At 66.4% G+C, this 17864-nt stretch carries 21 protein-coding genes and 1 other RNA gene; 10 read left to right on the forward strand and 12 right to left on the reverse strand.

The window, feature by feature from the left end; all coding sequences use genetic code 11:
• Positions 1–2: 2 nt before the first annotated feature.
• The 9 genes from ACFXHE_RS03025 to ACFXHE_RS03065 all read right to left on the reverse strand — a co-directional run bounded on the left by ACFXHE_RS03025 (position 3) and on the right by ACFXHE_RS03065 (position 7661).
• On the reverse strand, positions 3–893 hold the full coding sequence (locus ACFXHE_RS03025; RefSeq protein WP_379379217.1) for a 2-hydroxy-3-oxopropionate reductase: 891 nt from the start codon (positions 891–893) through the stop codon (positions 3–5).
• Positions 894–947: 54 nt separating this feature from the next.
• The gene (locus tag ACFXHE_RS03030; protein ID WP_379379219.1) at positions 948–1769 is read right to left on the reverse strand and encodes a hydroxypyruvate isomerase family protein; all 822 of its coding nucleotides are present in this window, start codon (positions 1767–1769) and stop codon (positions 948–950) included.
• A gap of 182 nt (positions 1770–1951) precedes the next feature.
• A complete protein-coding gene (locus tag ACFXHE_RS03035; RefSeq protein ID WP_379379221.1) occupies positions 1952–3358 on the reverse strand; it encodes a nucleobase:cation symporter-2 family protein in 1407 nt (468 codons plus the stop codon).
• A gap of 31 nt (positions 3359–3389) precedes the next feature.
• A complete protein-coding gene (gene pucL / locus ACFXHE_RS03040) occupies positions 3390–4295 on the reverse strand; it encodes a factor-independent urate hydroxylase (RefSeq protein ID WP_356999686.1) in 906 nt (301 codons plus the stop codon).
• Positions 4296–4301: 6 nt separating this feature from the next.
• On the reverse strand, positions 4302–4646 hold the full coding sequence (uraH, locus tag ACFXHE_RS03045; protein ID WP_354840832.1) for a hydroxyisourate hydrolase: 345 nt from the start codon (positions 4644–4646) through the stop codon (positions 4302–4304).
• Complete coding sequence (gene uraD, locus ACFXHE_RS03050; RefSeq protein ID WP_379379223.1) at positions 4634–5131, reverse strand: 2-oxo-4-hydroxy-4-carboxy-5-ureidoimidazoline decarboxylase; 498 nt, start codon at positions 5129–5131, stop codon at positions 4634–4636. The genes uraH and uraD overlap by 13 nt, the downstream gene beginning before the upstream one ends.
• Before the next feature lie 214 nt (positions 5132–5345).
• Positions 5346–6773 carry a nucleobase:cation symporter-2 family protein gene (locus ACFXHE_RS03055; RefSeq protein ID WP_379379225.1) on the reverse strand — a complete coding sequence of 476 codons (1428 nt, stop codon included), beginning with the start codon at positions 6771–6773 and terminating at the stop codon, positions 5346–5348.
• A 266-nt stretch (positions 6774–7039) separates the two neighbouring features.
• Positions 7040–7411, reverse strand: a complete 372-nt coding sequence (locus tag ACFXHE_RS03060) for a helix-turn-helix domain-containing protein (protein WP_379379227.1) — start codon at positions 7409–7411, stop codon at positions 7040–7042.
• Between the two features lie 10 nt (positions 7412–7421).
• Positions 7422–7661: a thiamine-binding protein gene (locus tag ACFXHE_RS03065; protein WP_356999696.1), complete on the reverse strand. Its 240-nt coding sequence runs from the start codon at positions 7659–7661 to the stop codon at positions 7422–7424.
• Positions 7662–7743: 82 nt separating this feature from the next.
• Here ACFXHE_RS03065 and ACFXHE_RS03070 point away from each other — a divergent pair, with 82 nt between their 5' ends.
• The 8 genes from ACFXHE_RS03070 to ACFXHE_RS03105 all read left to right on the forward strand — a co-directional run bounded on the left by ACFXHE_RS03070 (position 7744) and on the right by ACFXHE_RS03105 (position 15248).
• Complete coding sequence (locus tag ACFXHE_RS03070; RefSeq protein WP_379379229.1) at positions 7744–8508, forward strand: IclR family transcriptional regulator; 765 nt, start codon at positions 7744–7746, stop codon at positions 8506–8508.
• Between the two features lie 126 nt (positions 8509–8634).
• Entirely contained in the window at positions 8635–9051 is a 417-nt protein-coding gene (locus ACFXHE_RS03075; protein WP_379379231.1) for a CD225/dispanin family protein, read from the forward strand.
• Positions 9052–9372: 321 nt separating this feature from the next.
• Complete coding sequence (locus tag ACFXHE_RS03080) at positions 9373–9861, forward strand: hypothetical protein (protein ID WP_379379233.1); 489 nt, start codon at positions 9373–9375, stop codon at positions 9859–9861.
• Positions 9862–9974: 113 nt separating this feature from the next.
• Positions 9975–11129 carry a serine hydrolase domain-containing protein gene (locus ACFXHE_RS03085; RefSeq protein WP_379379235.1) on the forward strand — a complete coding sequence of 385 codons (1155 nt, stop codon included), beginning with the start codon at positions 9975–9977 and terminating at the stop codon, positions 11127–11129.
• A 99-nt stretch (positions 11130–11228) separates the two neighbouring features.
• Entirely contained in the window at positions 11229–11756 is a 528-nt protein-coding gene (locus ACFXHE_RS03090; RefSeq protein WP_379379237.1) for a phenolic acid decarboxylase, read from the forward strand.
• 85 nt (positions 11757–11841) lie between these two features.
• On the forward strand, positions 11842–12531 hold the full coding sequence (locus ACFXHE_RS03095; protein WP_379379239.1) for a DUF899 domain-containing protein: 690 nt from the start codon (positions 11842–11844) through the stop codon (positions 12529–12531).
• A gap of 127 nt (positions 12532–12658) precedes the next feature.
• A complete protein-coding gene (locus ACFXHE_RS03100; protein ID WP_379379241.1) occupies positions 12659–13711 on the forward strand; it encodes a Rieske 2Fe-2S domain-containing protein in 1053 nt (350 codons plus the stop codon).
• Positions 13712–13832: 121 nt separating this feature from the next.
• A complete protein-coding gene (locus tag ACFXHE_RS03105) occupies positions 13833–15248 on the forward strand; it encodes an alpha/beta hydrolase family protein (protein WP_379379243.1) in 1416 nt (471 codons plus the stop codon).
• A gap of 46 nt (positions 15249–15294) precedes the next feature.
• Here ACFXHE_RS03105 and ACFXHE_RS03110 read toward each other — a convergent pair whose 3' ends face one another.
• Positions 15295–15768 carry an NUDIX domain-containing protein gene (locus ACFXHE_RS03110; protein ID WP_379379245.1) on the reverse strand — a complete coding sequence of 158 codons (474 nt, stop codon included), beginning with the start codon at positions 15766–15768 and terminating at the stop codon, positions 15295–15297.
• 135 nt (positions 15769–15903) lie between these two features.
• On the opposite strand from ACFXHE_RS03110, the gene ACFXHE_RS03115 reads away from it, so the two are divergent.
• Positions 15904–16116: a DUF5302 domain-containing protein gene (locus ACFXHE_RS03115; protein WP_379379247.1), complete on the forward strand. Its 213-nt coding sequence runs from the start codon at positions 15904–15906 to the stop codon at positions 16114–16116.
• A gap of 239 nt (positions 16117–16355) precedes the next feature.
• Here the strand turns inward: ACFXHE_RS03115 and ACFXHE_RS03120 are convergent, their stop codons facing one another.
• On the reverse strand, positions 16356–16694 hold the full coding sequence (locus ACFXHE_RS03120) for a hypothetical protein (protein WP_379379249.1): 339 nt from the start codon (positions 16692–16694) through the stop codon (positions 16356–16358).
• Positions 16695–16721: 27 nt separating this feature from the next.
• Here ACFXHE_RS03120 and ACFXHE_RS03125 point away from each other — a divergent pair, with 27 nt between their 5' ends.
• Positions 16722–17303: a DUF4240 domain-containing protein gene (locus ACFXHE_RS03125; protein ID WP_379379251.1), complete on the forward strand. Its 582-nt coding sequence runs from the start codon at positions 16722–16724 to the stop codon at positions 17301–17303.
• Between the two features lie 85 nt (positions 17304–17388).
• Here ACFXHE_RS03125 and ssrA read toward each other — a convergent pair.
• Positions 17389–17761: a transfer-messenger RNA gene (gene ssrA / locus ACFXHE_RS03130) on the reverse strand.
• Between the last annotated feature and the right edge of the window lie 103 nt (positions 17762–17864).

Consider the following 17864-nt stretch of genomic DNA (forward strand, 5'->3'; position numbering starts at 1 on the left):
AATCAGTTCTCCTTGTCCAGCTTGCCGCTCAGGCGCTCGACGCCGCGCAGCAGTGCAGAGTGGTCCAGGTGGCCGTCGCCATTGGCGCGGGCCGAGGCGACCAGCTGCGCGATGAGCGAGCCGGCCGGGGTCACCAGACCGGCCTCACGCGCGGCGGTGGTGAAGATGCCCATGTCCTTGTGGTGCAGGTCGATACGGAAGCCCGGCGCGAACTCGCGGTTGATCATCTTGTCGCGCTTCTGGTTCAGCACGGCCGAACCGGCCAGGCCGCCGCCGAGTACGTCCAGGGCGGGGCCCAGCTCGACGCCGTAGGCCTCGAGGAAGACCACGGCCTCGGCCACGGCCTGGATGTTGCTGGCCACGATGAGCTGGTTGGCGGCCTTCACGGTCTGGCCCGCGCCATTGGTGCCGACGTGCACGATGGTCTTGCCGACGGTGTCGAAAACCGGCTTGGCGGTGGCGAAGTCCTCGGCCGAGCCGCCGACCATGATGGACAGGGTCGCGTTCACCGCGCCCGGCTCGCCGCCGGAGACGGGGGCGTCCAGCAGGCGGAAGCCACGCTCGGCGGCCTGCTTCGCCAGCTCCTGGGTGACATCCGGGCGGATGCTGGAGAAGTCGATGATCAGCGCGCCGGGCTCGGCGGTCTCGAAGACACCCTTCTCACCGGCCAGTACCTCCTGCACGTGCGGGGAGTCCGGCACCATCACGGCAATGACCTCCGCGCCGCGCACGGCGTCCGCGATCGAGGTGACGGCACGGCCACCCGCGTCGACCAGCGGCTGGGCCTGCGCCGGGGTGCGGTCGAAGCCCTTGACGGCGTGGCCGGCGTTCTGGAGGTGGACGGCCATCGGGCTGCCCATGATGCCGAGGCCGATGAAAGCGATGTTGGTCATGATCTGTTCCCTAATCCTCTGTATGGCAAGTTCTCTGGGTCTCTGGACGGCGGGCTACTTCGCGGCGCGACGCCCGCGCGGCAGCCATTCGAAGGCGTCCTCGGAACGGCCGGACGGCTTGTACTCGAGGCCGACCCAGCCCCGGTAGCCGCGCGACGCGAGGTCGGTGAGCTGAAGCTCGAGCTGGAGCTCGCCGGTGCCCGGCTCGTTGCGGCCCGGGTTGTCGGCGATCTGCACGTGGGCGATCCGGTCGGTGTACTCGGAGATCACCTTGTCCACGTCGTCACCGTTCACGGCGAGGTGGTAGAGGTCGGCGAGCAGGCCGATATTGCTGACACCCGCGTACGCCTGCACCTTGTCGATGACGGCGAGGCCGTCGACGGCCTTCAGCAGCGGGTAGCGCGGCGCGCCGGAGGCGGGCTCGACCAGGATGGTGGCCCCGATCCGGGAGGCGGCCACGGCCGCCGCCGCCAGATTCCCGACGGCCAGCTCGTCCTGCTGTTCCGGGGTGGCGTCGTCGACGCAGTTGCCGTAGAGGGCGTTGAAAGCCTTGGTGCCCAGTCGTTCTCCGATGCCGACCGTGACGTCGATATTGTCCTTGAACTCCGCGGACCGCGACGGCCAGGAGACCAGGCCACGGTCGCCGCCGGCCATGTCACCGGCGAAGAAGTTGAGGCCGATCAGCTGCACGCCCGCGTTCTGCACGGCGGCGACGAAGGCGTCCACGTCTCGGTCCGACGGGACCGCCTCGGCGAAGGGCCACCAGAACTCGATGGCGTCGAATCCGGCCTGCCGCACGGCTTCCGGGCGCTCCAGGATGGGCAGCTCGGTGAACAGCAGCGAGCAGTTCACGGCGTAGTTGAGCGAGTGGGTCATCAGGAATCCCTCCAGTTCGTTCCCGCAGCGCTTCCGCTATTTTCCACAATGCGGAAATATTTTTTCGGGATATGAAAATGCTAGTGCTCCCGAAACAACCCCGTCAAGAGAGTTCCGGGAGCTACCGGCCAGTACGGCACGAGATATACGAAATAGCCGATTCAGACGCGGATGTCGTCGACTCAATCGCGGATATCGTCGTCCAGGCGCTCGCCCAGATCGTCCTTGCGATCCTCGGCTGCCGCGAACACCGAAGCGCCCGCCTTGTTTCCACCCTTGATCTCGTTGAACACCAGGTTCAACGAGATCGCCACCACCGCCGTTGCGGAGATGCCGGAGTGCATGATCACCCCGAGCCAGGTCGGGAACCTGTCCCAGAACGTCGGTGCCGCAATCGGAATCAGGCCCACACCCATGGCCACCGCGACGATGACCATATTGAGGTTGTCGGTGAAGTCCACCCGCGCCAGCGTGCGGATACCGCTCGCCGCCACGGACCCGAACAGGACGATGCCCGCACCGCCCAGCACCGGATACGGAATCCCGGCCACCACCGCGCCCACCACCGGGAACAAGCCCAGCAGTACGAGCACCAAACCACCTGTCGCGACCACGAATCGGCTCTTGATGCCGGTGAGCGCCACCAGTCCCACGTTCTGCGCGAAGGCGCTGCACGGGAAGCTGCCGAACACCGGCGCGACCGTGGTGGAGAGCATGTCGGCCCGCAGGCCGGCCGCCACCCGCGCCGAATCCACCTCGGTACCGACGATCTCACCGATGGCAAGGATGTCGGCGGTGGTCTCGGTCATGATCACCAGGATCACGATGGTCATGGACACGATCGCCCCGGCCTCGAAGGTCGGCCCGCCGAAGTGCAGGATCGGCGGCAACGCAATGATTTTCGCCTTGCCGACCGCCGAGAAGTCGGCGTGGTGGGTGACCACGGCCAGCAGGGTGCCGATCGCCAGGCCGATCAGGATCGACAGCCGCGAGATCGCGCCCTGGAAGAGCCGGCTGATCACCAGAATGATGAGCAGGGTCAGCCCCGCGAAACCGATATTGCCCATCGAGCCGTAATCGGCCGCCTTGGGATCGTTGCCCATCGCCCACCGGAATGCGGTGGGCAGCAACGAGAGTCCGATCACCGTGATGATCGTCCCGGTCACCACGGCCGGGACGAGCCGTACCAGCTTGGCGAAGAAACTGGACAGCACCAGCCCGATCAGACCGGCGACGATGATCGCGCCGAAGACCGGCCGGAGTCCGCCGTCGCTCGCGATGGTGACCATCGTCGAGACACTGGCGAACGAAATGCCCTGCACGATCGGCAATCTGGAGCCGACCGGCCCGATACCGAGGGTCTGTAGCAGGGTGGCCAGACCGGAGAGGAACAGGCCCGCCGTCACCAGCAGGGCCATGTCCGACACCGAGAGCCCGGCCGCACCGCCGACGATCAGCGGCGGTGCGATCACACCGCCGTACATCGTCAGGATGTGCTGAGTTCCGTAGACCACCAACTGGCCCAGGGGATGTCGCGCATCCTCGGGACGGGTGATGGTCTCTGTCACGCGGCTCTGGTCATCACCCATCGCCGCACCTCCTAGATCAGCACTGAGCCAGTTAGCAAAAGCCCGGGGTGGCGAGCCAGGCGTTCCCGGCCTCGTTGGCGTCGTCGCGCTCGACGGTGGCCTCGATCAGGCCGTACGGACGGTCCGCGGCGATGAAGACCTCGCCCGGGTTGTCGACATTGAAGGGGCTCAGGTCCACCAGGAAGTGGTGCTTGTTCGGGGCCGAGAAACGGATTTCGGCGACCTCGGTGAACTGCTCGAGCACCGCGCGGCCCATGGAGTAGAGGGTCTGCTGCAGAGCCAGCGAGTGCACCACGGCGAACTGCCGCAGGATGGTCTTGAGGATGGCGTCGTAGGTCTTGTCCCAGTCGACATCGGTGTGGTTGTAGCGCCACCGGGCCACCAGCGAGGTCGCCATGATGCGGTCGTTGGTCGGCTGCAGGGTGGTGTACTTGTCCTTGAAGAAGCCGTGGAACTCCGAGCCCGTGGTCTTCAGCAGGGTCAGGTCCTTCACGCCGGAGACCACGTGGGCCTTGCGATCCGGACCGACGCCGTCGACGTTCACCACGGTGGTGCGTACGCCCCGGCCCGACTTCACGAACGAGTGATCGTGGCCCTGGCCGTCGACCTCGATGCGATCCCAGGCGTACTCCTCGATCTCGACGCGCGCACCGGTGGCGGTGGGGGCCCGGGAGATGAAGTGGTCGGCGAGGGTGAGGCCGAACTCCTCGATGGAGTGCACGCCCTTCTCCTTGGCGAAGGAGAAGGCCGTGTTCTTCTGGGTGTCGGTGGGCAGCACGTCGCCCTGGTCACCGGTGATGTGGGCGTCGGCGAAGTCGCCGCGCAGCGCCGAGGAGACATTCAGGTCGCGGATCTGGTGGCGCGGGGTGTCGCGGTAGACACGGACGACGCGGTTCTCGGCCTTGCCGTACTGGTTCTGTCCCAGCTTGATTGCCATGTGAGTTCAGCTTCCTCGGTAGGTGGAATAGGCGAAGGGGCTCATGAGCAGGGGCACGTGGTAGTGCTCGCCTGCCGCCCCGGCGACCTTGAAGGTGATGGAGACCGACGGGTAGAAGTAGGTCTGATTCGTTGCGGCGGCATAGCTTTCGATATCGAAGGTGAGCCGGTAGACACCGGCCGCGAGCCCTTCGGGGCCGAGATCGCGGATCCGGCCGTCGTCATCGGTCTTGCCCTCGGCCAGCACCCGCGCGTCCGGGCCGACCTGTTCCAGCCGCACCTCGACACCGGCCGCGGGCTTGCCCAGCGCGGAGTCCAGGATGTGCGTCGTAATGGTGCTCACTGCTCGAATACCTTTCGCAGGCGCAGGACCGCGATCTTGCGCAGCTCCTCGGCCACCACGGCCGCCTCGGTGGCGTCGTCGTTGGTGAGTCGCTGGTGCAGGCTCGCCAGAATCTGCTCGGCGGACAGGCCGGTGGCGCAGATCAGGAAGACCCGGCCGAAACGCTTCTCGTAGGCGCGATTGCCGTCCGGCAGCTGCGCGGCGATGGCCACGTCCTGGCCGACCCCCGCCTGCTCCTGGCGTGACCACGCGGATCCGGTGTCGGTGCCCGACACGCGGTCACCGATGCGGGGGTGCGCGGCCAGCGCGCGATCCACCTCGGCTCCGCTCAGGGCGCCGGCCAGCTCGCCGGCCCGGGCGAGCACGCTGTCGATATCGGCATAGGGCCGGGCCGCCAGCACGCCGTCGGCCCACGCGGGCACGTCACAGCAGGTCAGCAGGTCCGGCCGGAGTTGTTCCCCGGCTGTCGAATTGAATTCGCTCAATGTCACCATCGGCGCTACCTCTCTCGGATAGCGGAAGGGTGATTCCGCTACTCGAGAAGAGTGTCACGGGCCACAACAACTCGTCAACATTTTGTTGAAAATATACAGAGACCGCAGGTCAGGGCGCTAGCCGAGCATACGTGCCGGCCACCCCGAAACGCGGACAGCGGCGGCGGGCCGACCGTGGTCGACCCTCCGCCGCGGATCATCACACCGGCGTCGGCTAGGTATTCCGCGCGGCCGGTGCCGCCGCCAGGGCGGCGCTGGTGCGGGATCTGAACAGCTGGTGCAACACCAGGGCCGCCAGACAGCCCGCACTGATCCCCGACGCCAGGATGATCGACACCGGTCCCGGCAGACCGGCGTAGAACGAGGGCGCGACCGTCGGTGTCATGCCGATGAACAGCGCGACGCCCACGATCAGGGAGTTGATCGGATCGTGCAGATCGGCCTTGGCCAGGGTGCGAATACCGCTCGCGGCGACCGTCCCGAACAGTACGAGACCCGTTCCGCCCAGGGCTGGTTTCGGCACCAGCTCCACCACCGCGCTCGCCACCGGGAACAACCCCAGCAGCACCAGCAGCGCACCGCTGGCGGCCACGACGAAACGGCTGTACATGCGGGTGAGCGCCACCAGTCCGACGTTCTGCGCGAAAGCGCCGCAGGCGAATCCGCCCATGACCGAGGCCAGCATGGTGCCGACACCGGCCGCCCGCAGACCACCCGCGATGTGCTGCTCCTCGGCGGGCCGGTCCACGATCTCGCCGAGCGCGATCATGGTCGCGGTCGACTCGGTCATCACCACGAGCATGACGATGCACAGTGAAACGATCGCACCGATCTGGAACTGCGGTGCGCCGAAGTGCATGGGCGGTATGAAACCGACCAGCGCGCTGTTGCGCACCGGGCCCGTATCCAGCAGTCCCAGTGGCCATCCCGCCAGCGAACCCGCGACCAGTCCGATCAGCAGGGCCAGCTGCCGCCCGAACCCTTTCAGGAATCGATGGCACAGCAGCACGACCACCAGCGCGATCGCCGCGTCCAGCAGGTTCTTCAGCGGCACATGCGCCGAGCCCATGGAACCCTCGCCCGCGCCGCTGATCCAGCCGAGCGCGACCGGCAGCAGCGACAGGCCGATGAGCGAGATGACCGTGCCACCCACGATCGGCGGGAAAAACCGGTGCAGCCGTGAGAAATACGGGGCGGCGAAGACGGCCAGCACGCCCGCCACCAGGGTGGCCCCGAAGATGACCGGCAGCGCCTCGCCCGGCGCGGCATCCTTGGCGATCGCCAGGATCGGCCCCACCGCCGCGAACGATCCGCCATTGATGAGCGGCAGCCGCGCGCCGAACTTCCACCAGCCCAAGGACTGCAGCAGGGTGGCGAGTCCGGCGGTGAACAGGCTCGCGGTGATGAGCATGACCGTGTCCCGGGTGCCCAGGCCGACCGCGGCGCCCACGATCAGCGGTGGCGCCACGACGCCCGCGACCATGGCGGCGATGTGCTGCAGGCCGCCGGCGAGCAACTGCCAGGGCGGCGGGACGACATCGACCGGATGTCGTTCGGGCGCTTCGGGTTCCAGGACCGCCGGTGCGGTGGACTCCGACGTGGAGGGAGTTCCCGGGACGCCGGGTGCGGATTCAGCAGTCACGGGCGGGCCGGCCCCCTCGATCAGCGGAGGAAGCAGCACTTCCGTCGCGCAGTCGGCCCGATCGCGACGGCCGGACGACCGTCGAAAGTCCTCGGTATGGCGTCGAAACTCTTTGGCCCGCAGGTGAACCGCGTTCGCTCAACGTCTCCATTGGCGCAACCTCTCTCGGATAACGGAAGGGTCATTCCGCTATCCGAGAAGAGTGGCACGGGCCACATTGGCCGTCAACAATTCGTTGAATATATATCGGTCGGCCGACAGACCGGTCAGGCGCGTTCGCGGTTCAGGTAGTTGTAGACGGTGAAGCGGGTGACACCCAGCGCCGCCGCCACGGTCTCCGCCGACTTACGGAACGTGAAGGCGCCCCGCTCTTCCAGCAATCGCACAGCACGCTGCTTCTCGACGCGCGGCAGACCGGCCAGCGGGCCGCCCAGCTCCGCCGCCACCTCGTCCAGCAGCCGCTCCAGGCCGCCGAGGGTGTCGGACTCGGGTGGACCGAAACGCACGCAGGCCAGGGTCGTTCCTTCCCAGACCAGGGGGACATCATCGGCGGTGGCCTCCTGCGCGGGCACCAGCCGGCCGCCGGTTCTCTCCAGCAGCGGGGCGAGGGTCACCAGCACGGGGTGCGACTCGTCCATCGGCGAACGCTCAGTCATCCTGCTCGACCTGCATGGTCACCCGGGTCGCCCCGTGCGCGAAGGCGGTCACCATGATCTCGCCCAGCACCGGCAGCAGTCGGTCGTCGGTCCCGGCCACCGAGGTGCCGAGCGGACCGAAATCACATTCCAGACCGGCCGATTCCGCGAGTTCAAGAGCCGCTCTGGCATGCGGCGGCGTCTCCCCTTCGCCATGGAACGGTTCGGTCGTGAACTCCGCGCGTAGCCGCATGGGCCTCAGGCTACTGGGCAGAACAGGTGATCTACGATCTGCCCTAGAATTCCGGCATTCGGAAAAACTGAGGAGGACCGGGGTGCCAGCAGCGAAGGAGCCCAAGAGCGGCACCGGAGGCGTGCAGTCCATCGAGCGCGCGTTCGCCCTGCTGGAGCTGATGGCCGACGAGGGCGGCATGATGGGCCTGTCCCAGCTCGCCACGGAGTCGGGGCTGCCGCTGCCGACCATTCACCGGCTGGTGCGCACCCTGGTGGATCTGGGCTACCTGCACCAAGAGCCGTCGCGCAAATATGTGCTGGGCCCCAAGCTGATCAAGCTCGGTGAGAGCTCCTCGCAAATGCTAGCGGTACTGGCCCGCCCGCACCTGTCCCGGCTGGTCGACGAGCTCGGAGAATCCGCGAACATGGCCATGCTGGACGGCGATCAGATCGTCTATGTGGCGCAGGTGCAGTCGCGGCACTCCATGCGCATGTTCACCGAGGTGGGCCGGCGGGTGCTGCCGCACTGCACGGCCGTGGGCAAGGCCATCCTGGCCGGATCGGCGCCGGACCTGACCCGAGAGCTGTTGCAGCGCACCGGAATGCCGCGCTACACCGACAACACCATCACCGATCCGGAGGAGTTCGCCCGGCAGCTGGACGAGGCCGCGCGCACCGGATACGCCATGGACGAGGGCGAGCAGGAGCTCGGCGTGCGCTGCGTGGCGGTCGCCGTGCCCAAAGCGCCTGCCCGGCTGGCCATTTCGGTGTCCGGCCCGGTGGGCCGGATGACCGAGGAGCTCATCGACCGCGCCGCACCGCTGCTGACAGAGGTCGCCGCCGCCCTGTCCGACGACCTCCGATAGTTCTCGAATCTTCTACGCAGCAATCTCACCGGCGGTTCTCGGTCGACTACCAGACAGCGATGTCGTAATCGACCTCATAGAACCCGCGAAAACTCGCGGACCAGGCAATTCGAAAAGGATGCTGCCATGACGACCCCTGAACCGGCCGCGAACCCCGAACCGGCCGCAACGCCCGACGAGCCCCGAACAACCGAGCTTCCAGACGCGGCCACAACCCCCGCAACCACACAGCGACCCATCACTCGCCCGCCGAACAATATCGGCTGGGCCGTCGCGTCCCTCCTGTTCTTCTGGCCCCTCTCCTTCTCCGCGTTCACCCACGCCCTGAACGTCTTTCCCCTGTGGTCCGAAGGCGATGCCGACGGCGCCCGCTATGCCTCGCACCGAGCCCGCTACCTCGGCATCCTCTCCCTCTGGATCGGCGGCGCCCTCTTCGTCCTGTTCGCCATCCTCTACATCGTGGGCATGCTGCTCCTCATGCACCACGGCCATCACGGCCACCACAATTGGGGCGGCCCGGGCCCGCGGATGCACGGCGGCTGACCGTTCCGGGGCCCGTGCACGACAGTGCGCGGGCCTCAAAATTTCCTCCCATACCTCGCACAACTTCTTCCCGTGCCTCGCAAAACCGATCGCTGCCAACAATTCCCATAATCTGGACAGATCCGAGAGGGTTCCGGTTTCGAATCCTGATGCGAAGTCATCGACATCTCGGAATGAGGTTTCCCTATGGGCACAAGGCAGCCCACAAGTTCGGTTCAGCTTTGTCGGCGTGCGGCCCGGGTCGCCGTTGCGGGGGCTCTTCCCCTCTCCCTGGTTCTCCTGGGAGCAACACCCGCCCTGGCCGAGGAAGCGCCATCGGCCGTGGCGAATCAGCCGGCCCTGGATATCCCGGACTCGTCGATTCACATCGGCACCCTCCAGCTCGACCGGCCGTTCTTTCTGACCCCCGAGCAAACCCAGCAGATCAATACCGCGACCGCGGGCACGGAAACCGGTCTGGCGCAGTCGCTCGAAGCGGCCGGGCTCGAACATGCCCGCTCCACCAGTGTCGCGAAGGCCGTCCTCGGTGACGCGGCCATCGGCGCATCGGTCGGGTCCGTCCTGGCCAGTCCGATCGCGTGGACGGGCGCACTGGTCGGCGTGGTCTCGGGCGCAATCGCCGGACTCCCCTTCGCACCGATCGGCCTGGTCATCGTCCCGGCCATCGGCGGCGCCATCGGCTATGCCATGGTCGCCGCACCGTTCATGGCGCTCGGCGCAGGTGTCGGGGCGGCCGTCGGCGTGGCGGACGGTCTGATCAATCCGGCGCCGGCAACCCAGCCCGTCCCGGCCGCCCCCCAGCCCAGCTGAACGCTGTGCCGCTCAGCTGAACCCCGGTGATCCATGGCGAAGACGGCCGGAGTGGCGGCGTAGATTGTCATCCACGCTGCTCGGGCCGTCTTCTTCGATGAAGGGATCCGGTGATGGGTGTGTCGACTCGATGCCGAGTGGGTGCGGTCCTGGCGATCGTGCTGATCGTGGCCGCCGGTGCCTGCGGATCCGATCGGGGCGGTGAGACGCAGAGCTCCGGCACCAACTCCCCCGAAGCCGCGCAGATCGCCGATATCGTGCGCACCAAACTCACCCAACTCGACCTCACCGCAGCGGTTTTCGGGGTGTGGCGGGGCAAGGAGCCGATCACCATCGGCGCGGCGGGCGACTCGCCGCTGGGCATCCCCGCCACCACCGACATGCAGCTGCGGGTGGGCCAGCCCATGGAGCCGATGCTGTCCACCGTGCTGTGGCATCTGGACGCGGCCGGCACCCTGTCCATGGACCAGCCGATCGCCGAATGGCTGCCGGCCTTCCCGCGCGCCGACCGAATCACCCCGCGGATGCTCGCCGACAGCACCTCCGGAATCTCCGACTACGTCACCGACCCCGACTTCCTGAAACGCTTCGCCGACAATCCGTTCCACACCTGGACCGCCCAGGAGCTGTTCGACCTGGCCAATGCCCGCCCGCCCCTGTTCGATCCCGGCACCAGCTTCGCCTACGCCCACAGCGACCTGGTCGTCCTGGGCGAGGTGCTGCAGCTGGCCAGCGGCAAATCGCTGGGCGACCTGATCTCCCAGTACGTCCTGGGCCCGCTCGGCATGCGGCATTCCGCGGTGGTCCGCACCGCCCGGATCGACGAGCCGATCCTGCACGGCTACACCGACGAGCGAAAGATCTTCGAAGACGCCACCTTCTGGAACCCGACGGCATTCCTGCACTCCGGCAACATGAATTCCACCGTCACCGACGTGGGCCGCTGGGTCCGGGCCCTCGGCACGGGAGAACTGCTCTCCAGCAGCCAGTTCCAGCAGATGATGGCCCCCTCCACCGCCGGCCTCGGCCCGCTCACCGCCCAGAAGTACTTCGCCTTCGGCGTGCCCCACATGGCCGACTGGCTGTTCATGAACCCCGCCTACGGCGGCTACAACGGCATCGCCCTCTACGACACCAAATCCGACACCACCATCGTCGTCTACGCCACCCTGGGCCCGACCGCCAAGCCCGACACCGACAACGCCATCCCCATCGGCGTTGCCATCGCCGCACTGCTGGTGCCCGACCGCCCGCCGCCCCTGCCCTGATCCGGAACATCCGTGGAGATCATCGGGGAAGGCGTGCTCAGCGGATAGGCTGAGCGCGACGCCCGGGTCCTGACGCAGGTCGGCCGAGAGGAGTTAGCGATGAGCGCCGAGGATGCCGCCGCCGCACCGGCCCTGGCCGGTGACCTGTCGGGAATCGTCGGGCGACATCTGATCTATGCGTACGAGAACGGCTGGAAGTTCGACCTGTACGTGCGCAATTCGCAGACTGTCGCTTTCCGCTGCCTGATGGGACCGATGTTCGGGCGCTGGTCCACGGCGCAACCGGCCAAGATGATCCAGCTCAGCGGCGATATGTACAAGCTCGCCTGGGTGGAGCCGACCGGGGCGGTCACCGTGCTCATCGTCTGGCTCCGCGAGCGCCGGGTGCACACGACGATCTGCTATCCGCAGTGGATGCTCGACTTTCCCGAGAGCACCCTGGGCCACTACGAGGACGACATCCCGCAGATCATCGCCGACCGCGACCAGGGCCCGGCCTACCCGCAAACCCTGGTCGCCTCGACCGGCCGCATCACCTACCTCGAAACCCGGGAACCCGACGACGACACCGTCATCGACTGCCCACCGGCCAAACTCCCCCTCGATTACGCGAATCGCACCAACTGATTCGACGGGTCACCGATGAGTTCTGCGCGCCCGCGGCGTCTATGCCTACAACACGCACTCTGTGAACCCGGTGAGGGAGGATCCTGTGAGCACCAACCCGCTGCCGCCCGTCGTCGACATCGACACCTGGCGGACCGAACTCGAAGCACTGCGTATCCGTGAGAAGGCCGCGACCCGCGAGCTCGACGCCATCGCCGCCCAGCGCCGCCGCCTGCCGATGGTCGAACTGCCCGACTACACCCTGGAAGGCGAGGACGGCCCGGTCCGCCTGGCCGACGTCTTCGCCGGCAAGTCCCAATTGATCGTCTACAGCCACATGTGGTTCCCGGGCGAGGAATGGCAATGCCCCGGTTGCACCGGATTCACCTCGCAATTCACCCGTTTGGAATTCCTGGACCTCTACGACGCCCGCTTCGTCATCGTCACCCAGGGCCCGATCGACGAGGCCCTCGCCTACAAACGCCGCGTCGGCAACCAGATCCCCTGGTACTCCACGGCCAACAGCCCATTCGGCGCGGACATCGACGCCCCACCCGGCGGCGGCTTCGGCGTCAACGTCTTCCTCCGCGACGGCGACACCGTCTACCGCACCTGGCACACCAACGGCCGCGGCGTCGAACAACTGACCCACACCTTCCCCCTCATCGACCTCCTCCCCTACGGCCGCCAGGAAGACTGGCAAGACGTCCCCACCGGCTGGCCGCAGTCCCCCACCTACAACCGCTGGCCCAGCTCCAAAGACATCGCCGCCACCTACGGCAACCCGAATCCCTGAGACCGCCAATGGAATAACGAGTATCCGGCCGATCACGAATCGAGTTGCGTTCCCGTCCAACACGATTCACAGCAAACCGACGGTTCCGTTCATTGTTTTGTAACAGGTTCCAGTTAGGGTTTGCGGCGTGTTCCTTCGACGTGATCGTTCGGGCCTGTCCGAGCTGGCGCGCGATCCGCGCGCCGACCACTATCCGATGCCGACGGTGCCCGAGGGCTGGTATGCGGTGTTGCGCAGCAAGCACCTCCGGTCCGGAAAGATCGTGAATCTGCACTACTTCGGTCGCGCGCTGATCGCCTTCCGGGGCAGCGACGGCCGGGCCACCGTCCGCGACGCGCACTGCCCGCATTACGGCGCACACCTCGGTGCGGGGGGCCGGGTGGTGGACGGGCAGGTGGAATGCCCGTTCCACGGCTGGCGTTTCGATGCCGACGGCGCTTGCGCCTCAGCGCCTTTCGCGTCCCGCCCGCCGCGGGTGACGCTCGGCGGTTTCCCGGTGCGCGAGCACAGCGGGCTGATCTTCGTCTACTCCGGTGCCGGCGAACCGCTGTGGGAAGTGCCCGAGATCCCCGAGGCCACCGATCGCGCCTTCGCCCGCCCCATCGACGATGTCCTGCAATCGCGTATCCACATCCAGGAGATGCGCGAGAACATCGTCGACGAATCCCACTTCCACCACATCCACGGCCAGAGCGAGCCCCCCGTCCAGGAACTCATCCCCGACGGCCCCTTCGCCGAAATCCACACCCGCTTCTGCAAACCCGTCCTCGGCTACCCGGTCGACAACAGCTTCGACGTCTTCATGTACGGCCCCGGTGCGATGGTCGTCCGCACCACCGGCGCACTGATCACCATGACCGCCATCGCCCTCACCACCCCCATCGACGACACCACCAGCGAACTCCGCATGCTCTACTACATCCGCCGCCGCCCCGGATTCCCCTTCGCCGCCCCAATTCTCAAACTCGCCCTCCGCCTGGTCGCCTTCGGCGAGGTCCGAGAAGAACTGGACATCTGGGACCACAAAATCCACCGCCCCCGCCCCGTCCTCCTCCCCCACGAGAAGGGCATCAAGTCCCTCCGCCGCTGGTACGCCCAGTTCTACCCACCCCAATCCCCTCAGGCCCTGGAAAATCTGGCCCTGCCCGGCACTACCCGCGACCTGGAACCGCTCCACTAGAAGTCAGCCCCATATCGGCCCTAGGAAACGAGAAGGCCCGCTCCGTCCAGTACCGCAGGATGAGGAGCCTCAGTACCGTGGTCCGATGCCCGGAAGTGGTTGACGTCCCTATGTTTCCGGTATGCGAGTGATAATCGTCGCGATGCTGGTCCTGCTGTGCTGCGGAATCGGTGGGGGCAAGGCCGAAGCCCAACCTGGACAACCGGATCCCCAGCAGGAGCAGGTGGCGTTCGAGAGCGACGGGGTGACGCTGCACGGTGCGGTCTATCGGCCCACGGGCGATGGGCCGCATCCGGGAATCGTGCTCATCGGCGGATCGGGGCCGGGGCCTCGGGCCGAATACCATCCCGAGGCAGCAGCTTTCGCGCGCGCGGGCATCACCACACTGGTTGTGGACAAGCGCACTGTCGGATACTCGACCAGCCACCGGGACTTCTCGGTACTAGCCGATGATGCGCTCGCCGGGGTGCGACTGCTGCGAGATCGGCCCGATGTGGATGCCGCTCACGTCGGGCTGTGGGGGTTCAGCGAGGGCGGCTGGGTGGCGACACTCGCGGCGTCCCGCTCGTCGACGGTCGGGTTCGTGGTCACCATCGGCGGGTCCGGACTGACACCCTTACGGACCCAAACCTGGTATCTCTCGAATCTACTGCGGCGTAATGGCGTTTCCGGCCACCTGCCGGATGCAGTGAGCGGCCCCGGCGCTGCCGTGGTCGACGGACTCGGCGCGTTCCCGGAAGCGGACTACGACCCGGTGCCCGCTCTGCGGCAAGTGCGAGTGCCCGTGCTGGCGCTGTGGGGTGACCACGATGTGAAGGTGCCGAGCAGCGAGAGCGCGGCAATCTTCCAACACGAACTGGCAGCCGCCGGAAATCACTCGGTGACAACACGTTTCGTACCAAATGCCGGCCACAACGGCCATCGCACCACCGACGGCTTCGACAGCGTCGGCGGCGAACTCTTCGACGGCAAGCCGCTCGGCGAACTCGACCCCGGCTACACCGACGTCATGACCGACTGGATCCACACGGTAGCGGCCGATCAAGCACCACCCACCAGCGCCGCCACCCTGCCCCAGCAGCCAGCCGGCCGCGCACCAGGCACCCACCCCGACCTCGAGTACGCAGCACTGGCTGCCCTTTTGCTCGGCTTCGCCACCTACCCACTCTCCGCCCTCAGCCGGAGGATGCTCCGCCGCAGTCCATCCAAGGTCGGCCGCGGACCACACCGAGCAGCGCAGGCAGTATCCGCCATCGGGCTGCTGGCCACCCTGGGCATCGTGACCTACGTCGTAGGAATCCTGGCCGTAGGTGGCAAGCTACCGCCAACAGCCTTCACCCTGGGCCAGCCACTGCCCTGGCTCCTGCTCCACGCGCTGGCATTGGCCGTCCCCATCACCGCAGCCATCCTGGCCCAGTCCGTGTGGCGCGCCCGAGCCCGAATGGACGCCCCGCTCCGTCGGCAAACGCTCGTACTGCTGGCAACTGCAATGGCATTCGTGCCCTGGGCCCTGCACTGGCAATTGTTCAGCCGATGAGCCGGCTCACCACCGCAATCCGAGCATCGCCCCGGACGTCCCCTGATCAACCCGACAACAGCGCCAGTTGCGTCATCTTCCGTGCCACCGCCCCAACTTCGGCTGCGGAGAGCGGGAGCGAAACATATTGGCAGGCAGCAACATCAACACCATTACCGTGAGGACGCACGGTTCCCACTACACCGCCGACGTAGTAGCACCGCGTCGACTCCCAACCTCGCCGGGACTGAAGATCATAGAAGTATTCGACGAACTCACAGAGATAAGCGGGCTCACCTCCCAGACGAAGTCCCGTCTCCTCCAGCAGCTCCCGATCGAGAGCATCCCGACGCCCCTCTCCAGGCTCGAGACCCCCACCGGGTAGATCCCATCTCCCCTTCTGCCCGGTGCCATCTCGAACCAGCAGCACCGCATTGTCGCAAAGTGCCACGAGGTACACGGACGTCCGTTGAACCAGTTCAGTTTCGGGCACCAGGTGAGCATCGCCGTTGATGTCACAACACAGATACATCCTGCTCATACGGCCTCCGGGTCGGGCCGAACCTCCCATGGACACCAGTAAATCTGCGCCCAGCCTCGCTGAACGCCATGGTGAGCATGATCCGCTCAGGCCTGGCAACACGCCAGAGGCGAAACGCAACGATAGGCTAGGCCCATGGCCGACGAACAAGAAGTCCCAGCCGAGCTACTCGCGGGTGATGCTATCGAGTCGCCAGAGGAGGCGACCAAACGGAAGTTCCGGGAAGCACTCGACCGAAAGAACGGCCACGCCTCCGCAGGCGGTTCCGCCCAACACTCCGCCAAGGTGCGCGGCACACACGCTCAAGCAGGCGGCAAACGCACTTTCCGCCGCCGAGCAGGCGGCTAGACGCGGGAGCGTCACCGCAACTCCGGCTGCCACGTGAACAGCAGAATGACGAAGGCCCGGTCCGTGCGGACCGGGCCTTCGCAGTGAACATACCGAGTCCGCCAGGGTCGACAGTTGGATAGTGCTGCCCGGCTTGACCTTTGCGGTCGAAGCAGTCGTGGCCCGGCGCAGACTGGAGTCAAGTGGACCGCGGTGCGGCAGGCGCGTGGCAGACACACGGAAGTCCCGCCGATCGAGGGTCAACCCGGTGTTCCGAGGGCACTCAGGATCGCCAGTGCGTCCTCCCGCGTGGATGAGTACACATCCGAGGCGAGTTCGCGAAGCTGTGCCACGAGTCGACTCCGGTCCGCCGCATTGCCCCACCGAGGATCGCTCGTGATCGCATCCCGAATGTCCTCGGCAGTCAGCAGATCCGCCGAGCACTCGACCAATGCCGCTAGAACCAGGCATAGTTCGTACGGCGAGTCATAATGCTGGTCCAAGAAGCCTTCAGCCGTGGCATGTATGGCCGCGAGGTCCTGCCCGTCATCCTGCAGCCGACGCAGCAGACCCGATACCCCGCGGATGCTCGCATTCATAGTTGCCACTCTGACACAGTGTCATTCGTGAATAGCGATTCGTTCTGGCGCATCATCGACGCCGCCGGCACAGACCGTGCACCGTTCGCCGAAGCATTGGTCGATCGCCTGGCGAACCTCGCCCCGAATGAAATCCTCGAATACCAGGACCACTTCCTCAATATCCATGACGCCCTTTACCGCTGGGACGTGTGGGCAGCCGCATACCTGATCGGCGACGGTTGCTCAGACGATGGGTTCGAAGACTTCCGCGCCGGCGTCATCGCGCTCGGCAAAGACTGGACCGACAAGGTATACGCCAACCCCGACAACCTGGCCGACCACCCGGTCGTGATCGCCGCAGCCGCAGAATACGATCAAGACGCGATAGCCGACGAAACCGTCCTCTACGCAGCCATAACCGCGTACGAACGAGGTACGGGCGAGGACACCTTCACCGAAGCATGGCAGCAGTTCCAGGCCACCGCCCCAGACAGCGAGCCGATGACGGCAACCGATGAGGACCTCGACTTCCCCGACATGGGCGAGCCGTTCGATTTCTCCGACCACGAGCAGATGCTGCAGCGACTCCCCCGGCTCGCCGCCCTCTACCTCCACCGGGATCCGTAGACGGCGAAACGGCGACCACGCGTGGCACCGTCACAGGCACGCGGAACGAAAAAGGCGAGTGCTCGCCATGAGCACTCGCCTCCGTCAGTGGAGCTGCCGGGAATCGAACCCGGGTCCTCCGCCGCATCTTCAGGGCTTCTCCGTGTGCAGTTCGCTATGCCTCTGCTCGGATCTCTCGGTCACGCGAACAAGCCGAGATGACGATCCCAGTCGCTGTTAGATGTCCCGTCCGGCGCCGCGACCGCGTCGGACGGTAGAGCCCTCTAGCTGATGCCAGGGACCGGGTCGAGGGCGAACCCGGGCTGACAGACACGCTTCGTTGCTTAGGCAGCGAGAGCGTAGTCGCGCTGATGAGAATCGGCGCTTATAGGGTTACAGCGACGCTTATACGGTGGTCTCCTGCCTGCACCGACACGCTTCCCCTGAATCAACGTACGCAGTCGAAACCGTTCAGCCCCGTCTGTGTTCACCGATTCAGATGAACTACCCGGCTCTCACCGGGCTACCTATCCTAACACCGAACAAACCTTGGTTCATTCCATTAACGCGCCGTCAGCCAGG

It is taken from the genome of Nocardia sp. NPDC059229 (assembly GCF_042754165.1).
GTDB lineage: Bacteria > Actinomycetota > Actinomycetes > Mycobacteriales > Mycobacteriaceae > Nocardia.